Annotated in this window: 9 protein-coding genes; all 9 read right to left on the reverse strand. The window is 48.1% G+C overall.

Features of this window, described 5'->3' with window-relative positions; all coding sequences use genetic code 11:
* Positions 1 to 19 precede the first annotated feature (19 nt).
* A complete protein-coding gene (locus HMPREF9439_RS05215; protein ID WP_008864014.1) occupies positions 20 to 1,783 on the reverse strand; it encodes a sensor histidine kinase in 1,764 nt (587 codons plus the stop codon).
* 82 nt (positions 1,784 to 1,865) lie between these two features.
* A complete protein-coding gene (locus HMPREF9439_RS05220; protein ID WP_087941994.1) occupies positions 1,866 to 2,690 on the reverse strand; it encodes a nitroreductase family protein in 825 nt (274 codons plus the stop codon).
* A 211-nt stretch (positions 2,691 to 2,901) separates the two neighbouring features.
* Positions 2,902 to 4,062, reverse strand: a complete 1,161-nt coding sequence (locus HMPREF9439_RS12905) for a porin (protein WP_008864016.1) — start codon at positions 4,060 to 4,062, stop codon at positions 2,902 to 2,904.
* Positions 4,063 to 4,681: 619 nt separating this feature from the next.
* A complete protein-coding gene (locus HMPREF9439_RS05230) occupies positions 4,682 to 7,645 on the reverse strand; it encodes a molybdopterin-dependent oxidoreductase (RefSeq protein ID WP_050789278.1) in 2,964 nt (987 codons plus the stop codon).
* 11 nt (positions 7,646 to 7,656) lie between these two features.
* The gene (locus HMPREF9439_RS05235) at positions 7,657 to 8,352 is read right to left on the reverse strand and encodes a 4Fe-4S dicluster domain-containing protein (RefSeq protein ID WP_008864019.1); all 696 of its coding nucleotides are present in this window, start codon (positions 8,350 to 8,352) and stop codon (positions 7,657 to 7,659) included.
* Between the two features lie 62 nt (positions 8,353 to 8,414).
* Positions 8,415 to 9,383: a formate dehydrogenase subunit gamma gene (locus HMPREF9439_RS05240; protein WP_008864020.1), complete on the reverse strand. Its 969-nt coding sequence runs from the start codon at positions 9,381 to 9,383 to the stop codon at positions 8,415 to 8,417.
* Between the two features lie 30 nt (positions 9,384 to 9,413).
* Positions 9,414 to 9,998 (reverse strand): TorD/DmsD family molecular chaperone, encoded by a 585-nt coding sequence (locus tag HMPREF9439_RS05245; protein ID WP_008864021.1) that lies wholly within the window; start codon positions 9,996 to 9,998, stop codon positions 9,414 to 9,416.
* Positions 9,995 to 10,546 carry a 4Fe-4S dicluster domain-containing protein gene (locus HMPREF9439_RS05250; protein WP_008864022.1) on the reverse strand — a complete coding sequence of 184 codons (552 nt, stop codon included), beginning with the start codon at positions 10,544 to 10,546 and terminating at the stop codon, positions 9,995 to 9,997. The genes HMPREF9439_RS05245 and HMPREF9439_RS05250 overlap by 4 nt, the downstream gene beginning before the upstream one ends.
* Positions 10,547 to 10,555: 9 nt before the next feature.
* Positions 10,556 to 12,763: a molybdopterin-containing oxidoreductase family protein gene (locus HMPREF9439_RS05255; protein WP_008864023.1), complete on the reverse strand. Its 2,208-nt coding sequence runs from the start codon at positions 12,761 to 12,763 to the stop codon at positions 10,556 to 10,558.
* Positions 12,764 to 12,792: the final 29 nt, after the last annotated feature.

The following is a 12,792-nucleotide window of genomic DNA, read 5'->3' on the forward strand; positions in this document are numbered from 1 at the left end:
TCTTATTAGGGCTTCCACTCTAAATCTCCTTATTAGCTTTAGGCAAATGAAGCGTCACGATCAAGCCTTTGGAATTATTCGGCTTAAAGGTTAATTTGCCTCCATGGTTTTCTGCGATAAGACGGCAGATTGAAAGTCCCAAACCTAAGCCGTCTGAAAAGCTCTTGGCGGGATGCGAAAGCCGACTTAATAATTTATCTGAAATCACTTGACCATGATCAGATACACTTAACAGCCATTCGTTTGCTTCTTCCGACAATTGGACGCTTATTAACTTTTCTCGGCTATCCTTGCTGGCTGCAGCGGCATTTTTGAGCAGGTTCACAATCAGCAATTCAAGTTCAAGAGCGTCGGCAAGAGCATCAGCTTTACCGGGAGCTTTTACCTCGACATCTATTCCTGAAGATAGAGACGATCTTCTAAATGAAACCAACGCTCGATCTACTATCTCGGATAAGTTTTCTTGCTTAACTTCGTGGTGCTGCCGTTTTGCGTAGGTTCTGACTCTTTGAATGATTTTTGAAAGTCGATCTGCCTGCGTTGAAATTTCTGACAGCGCTTCCTGCACTAATGGATCTTCGCGTTTTCCTTTCAAATAAAGCTTTAGGCCGTCGGCATAATTAATTAGAGACGCGATCGGCTGATGGGCTTCGTGAGCAAACATCGCAGACAGTTCACTCACAACGCCGGCTTTTTCTAACTGGAAGAGATTTTCTCTGCTCTCGCGAGCCTCTTTTTCGGCTTTGTCTTTTTCCTTCAGTGCAATAGTCAGATCTCGGGTTCTGATGCTGACGATTCTTCTCACGGAAGCCGTATAAAGAAGAATTAAGATCAATAGAGCAGCGAAGCCATATAAATAATGACGGTATCGTTTTGCAAATCCTATGAATCCGGTTTCTTTTAAGTACTCATAGGGTCCGATTTCCAGAGAACGGTATAAAGAGGAAACCGGCGTAAAGTCGCTGGCAAAGCCCCAACTGTCTCCACCTCTCGTCCGATCCATGGTAAGCAGTCCCACTGACACTGTCTTAACTAAATTCGAGTCTGCTTTAGGTAAGGAAGCAAAGACAACATCCGGATATAGGTCTGTGGACACTTTGCATGAAATTAAAGAGTCATTCTTAGGGTTTAGTACTCTTAGGGCTCCTTTTGCTATTGTCCCTTCCCTCTCGAATTGCTCCAGATCACAAGTCTTGAGTATCCCAACGTCAACCTGCTTATTGAGCACCATAGAGGCGACGTCCGGTATCCCATAACCCGTATAGGTAATAACTGAAAACAATCTTTTAGGATCTAAGTTTTGAAGAAGTAGTTCTCCTAGCGCAATAATCCAGCCATCGAAGGAATTTGAGTCCGTCGCAGCAACGGAAACCCTAACCAAATCGGAAAGAGTATTAAACCGAGAATCGTTCGCACGAACCACAAATACAGAGCCTACAGATTTAGAAGGATCTTTGGCTCCTTGAGGATGGCGTGTTGCAATATGGCGCGCGCCGGCAGATTCTGCCACATAGGCAAAGAATCCACTCGGAGCAATAAAGAAATCGAGTTCTCCTGCTTTAATCGCCTTTTGCAGGTTCTCGAACGACAACTCGACGGACTTGATTTCATATTGAGGAATCACCTTTCTCAAATGTTCCATCGTTGGCCCGAAGGTTTGAACATAAAACCAGGGGTCAATCGTATCTAAGATGCCAATAGTGATCGTCTTAGACCACACAGAAGTCGCACAAGCTGCGCCAAGGGCAATCAAGAATAAGAGTTTAGAAATTGACCTAAACACAACTTATCTCTGAAGGGGTTAAAAATTGAATCTCACTGAAAATAAAAGAATGAAGAATCAGGTCAGACAATATTTAACTGCTTCAGACTGTCTTGAATTCCACTAATCGACGAGTCGGAATTCGCTGAGCCCGAATCGTCTTGTATCCGAAACACATCGCACTAAAACATTCCTCGTCTTCTTTAATCCCCAAAAGCTCTCGAACTTCCCAGCTTCTTTTTGCGGCAGCGGTTGCATAACCGGCAAAACAGCAACCGATATTCATCGTTTCTGCTACAAGATTGAAGTAAGTCAGATTAATCCCGCTCTCCACGCTGCCCCAAACTGCGGTTTTAGGTCCGACACTGAAAACAACCGATGGCGCATTACGGAGAATAGGATCTTGTCCTGCACGATAACGCTCTAGGATGGAATCGATTTTGCTCGCATAACGTTTGCCGTAAACCGGATCGGTTCGACAGTCCCCGTCGAACCACTGTGCGATTAATTCCAAAAATTTTTTAGTCGTTTCCGGCTTTGTGATGATTAAACGCAAAAAACGGTTATTTCCACCCGAGGGCGCATATCCGACCACTTCAAGAATCTTTTCGAGATCGGATTGCTTCACTGGCTGAGAGGAAAAACTCCTATATGAACGTCTTTGTTTGAGGGCCTGAATAATTGTTTTTGAGGCTGAAGAAGAAGGCATTGATGTCTTCTCTAGATCGGCAGCCAAAATACCGTTGTGAATAGCGGCCCCTACCGGACAATATGCTGTGCATTGTCCACAGTCGTTGCAAAGATGCTCCCGTCCTTCGATCATTTTTGGACGACCATTATCAAGAATTAACAGGCGCTTCGGACAGACAAGAATACAGGTTCCGCAGCCGATGCAGTTATCAGAACTCGTTGTGCAATGAGATGGCATGATGTTCTCGCTTGGGTTGAGTTTGGTTTTTCTTCTATGAGTGAAATTTTCTCATCAATTAGGCCAGGAATTCGGTTTTCGACCCGGCGTTTGAACCAACGGGATAAGTGTTTTATGGCCCGAGTATCTGTGAAAGAAAAAATGGCTCCCGCGGCATGTAGCCGACCGGAAGCCATTAACAGGAGTAAACCTAAAGATAATCAATTAGATCTTAGAACTCGTGGCACAGACCCATAAAGAAAGATCTTGTGTTGACGCGTTCTACGGTGTGTTTCCATACCTTCTTGGATAACTTGGTGTTCTCAGATTTGCCATGGATGTATCCGACAGCGCCATAAGCGTAAGTTCTCTTGGAGATCGGGTATTTGTAACCGAGCATCGCTTGGTAAACATCGGCCTTAGAATCCTGATAATCACGCTTAGCGTGAGCATAGCCAAATGTGCCGTTCAGCTCGCCGCCGAATAATTTGATTTTCGTTCCAAGTGTTACAGCGTTTGTATCGTAACCTTCAGATGCCTTGCTGTCTTTGCTGTCGTATTTGGCTGCCGCGATAGCCTTTGCGTCCCCCTGACGAGGAGTTTTAATGTTTTGGCCATATTGATAACCTAAGTACATACGAACATCTCCGAAATCGTATGTTCCGCCAATGTTGTAGGTTCTCTGATCTTTCAGGTCTTTGCCGGCAGCCACTCCGGCATCTGTTTTGACAGCAGAATCGTTGTAGAACAAATTATCGAAGGCAGCGATCAATTTTAAATTCTTATATCGATAGGTTGCGCCTAAAGCAATGTAACGATTCTTCTGTGAGGAGACGACATCGTCATCGTCGATACCGTTTGAGTATTGGGCGTAGAGCTTAAAACCGCTGAGTTCAGGCGACTCGTATTTGACCATATTATTTACACGAGCTGCGATATTACCGGCAAAGACTTTAGTCAATGCACCTTCTTTCCAGGTGATCCCAAACGGGCTCATTCCTCCGACGATACCGCCGTGGGTGCCTGCGGTCAGAGCACCTGTGCGGCCTAGTTCAAATGCACCGAACGGAGTGGCTACACCCATATAACTGTCACGGTAAAAGGCAGAATCGGCATCTTTTGCATCGCCGCTATCACTTTCAAAACCCTGCTCTAAACGGAAATAAACTTTGTATCCGTTGCCGAGGTTTTCCTGACCTTCGAGGCCGAAGCGAGAGCCTTTTGTTATACCTGAAGCCATTTCGACAATGGTTTGACCATTAGATGCATGGTGAGCATAGACACCAGTATCTAATACTCCATAGAGCTTAACGCTCGAAGACGGAGCAGCTGCAATAGCAGCGCCGCAGGTTAAGGCGGACAAAACAAGAACTGCTGTTTTTGAAACTTTCATCTGAAACTCTCTGGTTAGTCATGTGAGATTTCAGATCATTTTGATGAGAGAGTTTCAAAAGCGACAGGCAAATTCTAAAAGAACATTTTGCCGTTTACGCAAAGTCGGTCAACAAACCGAGGTGTGAATCTAAGCGTATAGAGAAAACAAAAAAAAACAAAAATTATGTTTAATGTTTATAAATATATTCAAAGAGATAGATCTCTTTTGAAGATCTTGCAAAAACGTTGTGCAAATTGTGTTACCTAATTTCAAATATCGATCTGAACCTTATTATTAGTTTTATCAAATACTCCAATTCCTTATATTTCATTCAGACAAATTAGACAAAAATCGATTCGGCGGTGTCCAAATTCGGGACGTTCTTAACATGAAGGCGGAGCAGACGTGACCTTATTTCCCGGTTTAGCGTCCAGTGTCTCGCCTCTTTGGATGTCCACGGCACCTTCGAAAAAAAAAGAGCCCGAAGGCTCCAAAAACTTCTCTAGTTTTATGAAATTCACCCCAATGCTATTTCAACAAGACAAGAAGAAACTTTGATCTTCTCTTGGCCGATTTCTTTTTTGCATAGATGGAAAAAGTGTTTTTCTTCGGCCAAGAGAATCTGTTAACTAAAGAACTACATAACAGGACATCCGATCGGTTTCATTTCTCGGTACTGTTCTACCTTAACCGGAATGCCGGACCGACAGAAAGCACCTGCATAGTAATCGTTCAGCACTTTCACTGCACCCGGTCGGGTCGGATCCACAGGGATCAGCCTATTAACCGCAGTGCCGCCACCGCGTCGTCTGGCGACCGGAAGCGACTTACCATCAACTTCTCTAACCTCAGCGCCGCCCGCCCAGTGACCGTAGGCATGCGGAACGCAAACCGTCATTTCGGCAACGCCGTCGTCGCAAGCCAATACGCCTTCAGCCGTTACTCCGTCCGGGCTCGTCAAAATGACACGGTCCTTATCCTTCAAGCCGAACAGCTGCGCCGAATTCTTATTCATGTAAATGAAGTTCTGCGGCGATACCTGGTTGCAGTGGTCAAAGAAGCCGGAATAGTTGGATCTGAGGATCGGCTTATAGGTTGATAAGACCAACGGATACTGATCTTTATCCCAATATTTTTCCCACTGTTCGCCGTTAAAGAACTTAGGCTTTTCATAGGCGGGAATGCCGGGATAGGCTTCTCCGCTGAAGCAGTGTTTCTGAGCTGCGATGGCCGGATTAAAGATTTGCAGGAATTTTCCGCCGCCGTTCGCTAAGAAGTCCCCGTTGTATTTCTCTGATTTTTCATAGTAGCCGCCGCGAGAAAGCAGTGCTTCTACCTGAGCACATTCTTCCGGTGTCAGTACCGTTTCCAGCGGTTTCATCGCGCGGGGCAAAGCTGCTAATTCTCTGTCGGAATCCGTAACTTTGGGCAAATGTTCACACTGTGAAGCAACATTGCTCAGATAGTAGGCATACCAATCGTCAAATCGTTTCAAGGAAGCTTTAGTTCCGTCTTTCTTAGCAACTGCCTGTTCTCCGAAGCCCGGAAGATTCAATTTTTTCGCAACGTCAAAAATAAATTCTTCCATGCAGATATGGCGGCCGTCTGCAGTCAAAGCGGTTCTCGGCGTGACAACAGGGACTCCGGCAACCACACATTGGTCAAAGTTACCCCATGTTCTGTCGCAGCCGTATTCTTCAAACATGACGCGATCCGGAATAATGTAATCGGCATTCCTGTTCGTCTCATTGACAAAAGCGTCAATCGCTACAAACAGAGGAAGCTTCTTAGTATCACGGAGAGCTTTTTCTGCTTCACAAGGCAATGAACTGGCACTGTAAACGGGGTTGCTGCGCCAATTAATCAGCGCTTTAGCTTGATAAGGCTCTTCATTGGCAATGGCAAGCAGTGCTTCTGCGGCATTAAGCCCCGTGTAGTCGGAAGCTAAAGGATGGTAGACGTGCTTGGCCGGATACGGATTTTCCTTGTTCTTAACGTGCTCGGCGTATTCGGTGGAGCTTTCATAGGGATAGTTCCTGCAAACACTCACCACGCCGTCCTGACTCACGCCGCCCTGAACATTTTCCAGGTCGTAGTTTCCGCTGAATCCCATGAAGGCGCCGTTGCCGTAAACCGCCCCGCCCTTTCGGTCATGAGAACCGACCAGAGTATTCAAAATACAGATCAGCCAAGAACTCATCACAGAATCCCAGCCGTTGTTGCCGGTATTGGAGACGGCCACGACCTTGGTTCCGTGAGAAGTAAATTCTTTCGCTACCGCTTCAATGGTTTCAACCGGCACACCGCACACTTTAGAAAGATATTTCAAAGAGTGCTCATTGGCACTTTCTTTTAAAAGCTGCAGAGCGGATTTATAACGAACGTTTTTCGGGGAGGCATTGGTGAACACTCTGTCCACATAAAGTTCTGCCGGACCGCTCTTTGAAGCAGCCTGAAGAACGCCCTCCGAATAAACAACGCCGTCGCCTTTCTCTCCCAAACCGAATTCTGAGGCATCTGCCAAAGTTTTCGTTTCTGTATTGATGAGGTGGGAGGCGTTAGACCAATTGATTTCGCCGATCTTTTTCGCGGCGGCTTCATTCGGAGTGCTTAAGAATTTTTGATTTTCTTTACCGGAATTCAAAATGACCTGAATCAAAGCAAGCAGGAATGCGGTGTCTTCGCCTGGGCGGATGGGAACCCACTGAGCCCCTGTTCCTTTCGTCACGTTGCTTCTTAAGATCGGATCCACACAAACGTACTTGGCATTACGGTTTACGCGTGCTTTGCTTAAGCCTGAACCCGTCCTGTTGATGCTTGCGCCGGAGCAGCCGGGTGCTGTACCGATGAAGATCGCGTACTCAAAATTATCCCAATCAACATCGCACATGCCCGCGCCGATCTCAGGAGCAAGACCCATGGCGTAACCGACGCCGACTGGAGCCCCGCAATAACCGTGTTTTGTCGTGACGTTTACCGTACCGAAGCCTTGGCGCATGAATCTGCCGTAAAGGCTTCCGCGCATCGTATCTTCTTCGTTGAATGTCGCAAATAATTGATTGCTCTTTACACCGAACTCGGGAACTCCGGGCACCACAGGTGTTTTTGTATCGCGAATGGCGCGCAGTCCTTGAACTTCTCCTTCTCCGAACAAATTGCCGCCTTCGACAATTTCTTGGAGGGCTTGTTCATAAGGAATCGTGTTCCAGCGGTCTTCTCCTCGTTTGCCGGCGCGTTTTAAGACTTTTAGAACGCGATAAGGATCATCGACGGAATCAAGGCCGCTGGCACCTTTACCGCAGGAAGTCGCTCTAAAGATTTTGCCGTCTTTTCCAAGGTAAAGCGCCTGATAAGCTTCCGCTACAGATGCCTTAAGAGGAAGCGGAGCTCCTCCGGTAACGACTTCGCAATAAGGGTTGCCGGCGAGTCTCGTAATTTTGTCAGTGGCTTCGTCAACACGATAACGAAGTCCGCACATATTGTTGCAGGTAAAGCAGCGTGTAAAGCCTACTCGAACACCGGGCTGTAAAGCAACGCCTGCTCGATTGACTTTCAGTTCAGGTGCTGCGGGATTGCCGAAATGATTTGCGTTATTTGCCATGATTCCTCCCCTTATCGCTGCCAGTTCTTGAAATCGGCCTGCAGCCATTTCTTATCTTCAAAGTTCTCAGGCAAACCGATATAGAAAATATTCGGTTTTGTGCCGGCGGACTGCAGCAGCACGTAGGTTTTATTGTTTTTAATCAATTGGTGCACTTCACTGTTTTCATCATTCAAATCACCGAAATAACGGGCAACACCGATACAGCTTTCCACGCAAACGGGAAGCAGACCCTCCTGCAGACGGTGAATGCAGAAGTTGCATTTTTCGGGCGGGTTTTTATGAGTCGGATCCGGTTTTCTAGCGCCATAAGCGCAGGCCTTTGTACAGTTCATGCAATGAATGCATTTGTCATAGTCGATCACTACGATGCCGTCCTCGGGACGCTTATAAGTTGCTTTGACCGGACAGGCTTTAACGCAGGTCGGGTTCTCGCAGTGGTTGCACTGATTGGGAAGCGCGATCATGGCAACGCCGTCGTCATTTGTTAATGAGAGCTGGTTGACGACCGTGCGTTCGCGTCCCGGTTCGGTTTGGTTTTCTATGCTGCAGTTCACCGTGCAGGACAAGCAGCCGGTACATTTTCTGACATCAAAAACCATGGCGTAATGTTTGTCCGGAGTCTTAGCAAGCACAACTTTCGGGGAGACTGTCGTGAAAGCCGTGCCTGAGGCGATGAGTTTTAAGAGTGTTCTTCTGTCTAACATCGTTTTAATCCTAGAGATTCTTTTGTTCGGCTCCGCCTGAAGAAGCGGAGCCGAAGAGGCGTTTACTTGTTCTGACCCTGGACCTTGGCGTACCAGAGGTTGTGATTTTGTTTCGCCCAGTTTTCGTCGCACTTGCCGCTCAGCATGTTTTCCATACCGCCTTCGCTCATGACAGCGCCCATGTAGATATGGACTACGGAGAAGGCTCCGAGGATTACGGCGCTGCAAATATGGATAATGAGTGCTAAGAGTGCGCCGTTCTTAGAGAGTGTTCCGAAGATTCCGGGGAACAGCAGAAGCAAGCCGGTAGCCACAAGCGCCAGACCGAAGATTGTGAAGGTCCAGAAGAAAGCTTTCTCACCGGCATTGGCAAACCCTGCATCAGGGTGCTTAGCCTTGCCGCCTATATTGATGTAACCGCCGAGCGCAAGGAACCATTTGCCGTCACAGCTTTCGGGAAGCTGATTTTTGCTCCATTTCACCATGAGAATCACCGCAGCAATGATGAAGGGAATGGCAAAAATGTTATGGAACAAAACGCTGGCGTATACGAGACTGTGGAAATGGGCCGGCGTCATCATCGGGGCGAGCCAGACCTTACCGGCGCCGATAACGAATCCGGACAGGATCAGGATGATGCAGGGAATCGCGACGCACCAGTGAAGGACAACGTCTCCTACTGACCAGCGCTGAACCAATTTTCCCGAAAAACCTTCGGTGAGCTTTGCGCGGCCGTTAATTAAAACGAAAACTGCAAAGAGAACAGCAACCGCAACGATAGAAGCGAAGATTAGGTTCGAGATCATTTCGGCAGACTGCAAAAAGCCGAGATAACCGGAAGAGACCGAATTCGGGTCATACGTAGACATCAGCAGACCCGCATTATCGGTATAACCCAAATACTGAGGGATGTCTCTTTGAATCTGGTGTTCAACCACCGGAGACCAAAATTCAGGCTGTTTGACCGCTGTCTCTTGGGCGATAGCCGTTGTCGACATGACGGAAGCAAATAAGGCTAAAAATTTGTTCATGATATTTTTTCCTTGGAATGCGGGCAAAAGTTAGACGGCTTGGGTTCGGCGAAGCTCAGCCTTCAGCGCTGCAGAGGCTTCCTTCCAAAAGTCTTGACTAGTGTTCTCTGCAATCGCGTCCAGAAACGGCTCGAACCATTTGTCAAAATGCTCTGCGCGGAAAGCATCCGACAAACCTTGAATATCTTTGAGCAGCTGCTCTTGGTTCCCCTTTCCGCGCACTTCATCAAAGAGCGCATCAAGGAAATAAAGAAACTCAAGTTCATTGCCGAAAAAATCCGGCAGCTCATTCAACAGAGAAGCACTGGAGAGGCCTGCGGCAACGTAAAAATTCGCTACGTCTTCTGCTACCGGTCCGTTGAGCTTTCTCGACCCCGTCACCCAGGCTGATTCATAGGGGACGACGATTAAGCGGTAAGGACCGATGCAGAGCCGATTGAATTCCGCTTCTGTCTCCTCCGGGTGCAGGGCCGCTTCTTTCGCTTCTTCAGCAAGAGCGGGATAGCCGCTGCTTTGTGCCCAAAGCTGCAGGTTCGAGCAAGTCGAAGGAAGACCGGGCTTCAAAAATAAATCTTTGAAAACCTCAAGCATCTTCTTTTGCCCGTTAGATGTCATTTTCTTTCTCGGATGATGATCATGTTGGGTTTATTGGGGCCGTCGGAATAGCCGATACCCTGTTTAGAAGCGGAGGCTTTCTGCGCCAGCACCTGAGTGACGTTGCCGACCTGCAGACATTTGACAGGGCAGCCGTCGACACAGGCCGGATTGAGACCGGCGTCTAAGAGTTCAACGCAAAGATTGCACTTGGCTGCTTTGCCGTCGATCTTGCTGATCGTAATCGCGTCATACGGGCAGGCTTCTTTGCATAAACCGCAGGAAGTGCACTTATTTCTATCCAAAACTACAATCCCGTCAGGGCGCTTTGTGAAAGCAGCTGCCGGACAAACTGCCAGACAGGTCGGGTTCGAGCAGTGCATGCAGGCGTGAGAGAACCAAACGTCTCTGACGCGGCCGTCTGCGGACGTCACTTCATAGAGGTCCACTTTGCGGAAGCGGACATCCTCGGGCAGTTCGTTATGAATCTGACAGGCAACAGAGCAGCCGCCGCAACCGACACAGTTTTCCTGTCTGAAAATGAAACCTTTTTGAAATTTGTTGCTCATTTCTAACTCCTATGCCTTGCTAAGGTTCACTCTGGTTGAGTGGTAAGCAGAACAGCCACCCATGTCCGTCAGCTTTCCGGTTGTCAAAGAATTGGTATTGGTGTTTTGACCGTAAGGGTTGGTGCTTCTCCAATTGCACTTGGCCGTACGAACCACACCCGGAGCGACGCGTGTCGTCACTCGAGCTACAAAGAAGGCCTCGCCTCTCTGATTGTTCAGGCGAACTTTGTCTCCGGACTTAATGCCTAAGCGTTTTGCGTCTTCCGGATTGACTTCGCATTCATAAGCGTTGTAAGCGCGAATGTATTTAACGTTATAGAAAGAAGAATTAACGCGCTGCGGGATGCCGGGAGAAAGAAGACGGAACGGCAGGTTCTTTTCTTCTTCGGGCATTTCTTCTTCGCACAGAGCCAGATCGATCACCGGATCAAATCCCGCTTTCTTCATAATGTTGGAATAAAGCTCGATCTTGCTGGATTCCGTTTCTGCCTTACCGCCGGAGCGAACCGGGACGCTTTCGGGCATATCGAGATGAATGAACTTTTCTTTTTCCAGACGTTCAAGCGTGATGCCCTGATACCACGGAGTTTCTGTCTGCAGGAACTGACGGATGATGTCTTTCGGTGTATCGCGGAAAGCCTGATCCTTGAAGCCCATTCTTCTGCCCCATTCGGCAAAGAAGTCCCAATTCGGCTTGGATTCTCCGACCGGTTCAATCACTTTCTCGCAGATCTGAACATACCAGGAGTGGTAGTCGCCGATGATGTCGTCGGTTTCGAACTGGGTAGAAGCCGGGAGGATCAAGTCGCAGTATTCAAGAGAGTCTGTCATGATCATGTCAAAGCCCACGACGAACAGGTCTTTTCTCTTGAGATTTTCGATCACGGCATTGACGTTCGGAGAGACTGCCACCGGATTTCCGTTGTAGATGACCAGAAGGTGGATCGGCTTGATCGGACGGTTTTCGGTGGTCGGATTTTCTGCCTTTAAGGCCATATCCAAGTCCGTCATATTGACGTGCTGCTGTTTGCCCTTACGCAGATAATTGCCGCGGCCGAGATTCAGATTCATGCCGGTAATCGGACGAACATTATCATAAATAATGCCGCAGGACGGTTTGTCGAACATACCTCTCATGGCCTGCATGATGGCTATCGCGCGCGTCATGCGGGCGCCGTTGTAGTTACGCTGCATACCGTAGCCGGCGCGGATAATGATTCGTTCGGCATGGCCGTACACATCGGCAAATTCTTCAATTTGCTTTTGCGTGAGGCCGGTTACTCGTTCGATGTCCTTCCAATCGACGGAGTTGACTTTAGCGATCGCCTGATCAGCACCAATGCAGCAGTTCTTGAGGAAGTCGTGATCGATCATGTCATGAGCGATCAAATATTTCATGACACCGGTTGCCACCCATGCATCGGTAGAAGGTTTCGGCTGGAGATAAATGTCAGCCTGAGAGCAAATCGGCGTACGGTTCGGATTGACAGCTAATACTTTGGCGCCTTTGTCTCTAGCCTCATTAATCAGCTTAATGCCGTGAACATTAGAGACTGTTTCATTAAAGCCCCAGGATACGTAGCAGTCGCAGTTGGGGATGGTTTCGGGGTCAGGACCGTCAGTGGTACCCTGCACGCTACCGTAGCCCCAGACACCTGCTTCCGTACAAACCAGGCGATCCAGAATGGAAGAACCGATGCGGTTGAAGAAACGGTCGGCGCCGCGCATACCGATAGCACCGTAGTTGCCTGAATAGGAATACGGAAGGATGGCCTCGGAGCCGTATTGCTCGATCACTTCATTGGTTTTCTTGATCAGAATATCCCAGGCTTCTTCCCAGGTAATTCTTCTCCACTTATGGGAGCCCTTTTCTCCGACTCTGACCATCGGATGAAGGATTCGGTCGGGCGCATAAGTGTATTCAACATATGTCAGGCCCTTAACGCACGGGCAAGAGCCGGTTTTGTACTGTTCATCGGCACCTCTGACATAAGTCATGCGGCCGTTCTGAACGCTGAACTTCATCAGGCATCTGTCTGCGCAGTTTCTGAGGCAGCTGCTGTATTTGATGGTTCCTGCTCTTTTTGCGAGAAGCGAAGTATTTGCGCCGTAGCTGTTCATCGCGAGCGCTTTGGTCGGAGCAAGTCCTGTCAGCGTTCCAAGGACAGCCGATGCGCCGATACCCTGAAGAAAATATCTTCGCGTAAGCTTCATCATATTTATGACTCCTTTAGATTTGGGGTTTT

This window comes from Parasutterella excrementihominis YIT 11859, assembly GCF_000205025.1.
GTDB lineage: Bacteria > Pseudomonadota > Gammaproteobacteria > Burkholderiales > Burkholderiaceae_F > Parasutterella > Parasutterella excrementihominis.

Coding starts and splice junctions, on each gene's coding strand:
- HMPREF9439_RS05220 (WP_087941994.1), bottom strand. CDS start 2,690: ATGCCATCTCATTGCACAACGAGTTCTGATAACTGCATCGGCTGCGGA.
- HMPREF9439_RS12905 (WP_008864016.1), bottom strand. CDS start 4,062: ATGAAAGTTTCAAAAACAGCAGTTCTTGTTTTGTCCGCCTTAACCTGC.
- HMPREF9439_RS05230 (WP_050789278.1), bottom strand. CDS start 7,645: ATGGCAAATAACGCAAATCATTTCGGCAATCCCGCAGCACCTGAACTG.
- HMPREF9439_RS05235 (WP_008864019.1), bottom strand. CDS start 8,352: ATGTTAGACAGAAGAACACTCTTAAAACTCATCGCCTCAGGCACGGCT.
- HMPREF9439_RS05240 (WP_008864020.1), bottom strand. CDS start 9,383: ATGAACAAATTTTTAGCCTTATTTGCTTCCGTCATGTCGACAACGGCT.
- HMPREF9439_RS05245 (WP_008864021.1), bottom strand. CDS start 9,998: ATGACATCTAACGGGCAAAAGAAGATGCTTGAGGTTTTCAAAGATTTA.
- HMPREF9439_RS05250 (WP_008864022.1), bottom strand. CDS start 10,546: ATGAGCAACAAATTTCAAAAAGGTTTCATTTTCAGACAGGAAAACTGT.
- HMPREF9439_RS05255 (WP_008864023.1), bottom strand. CDS start 12,763: ATGATGAAGCTTACGCGAAGATATTTTCTTCAGGGTATCGGCGCATCG.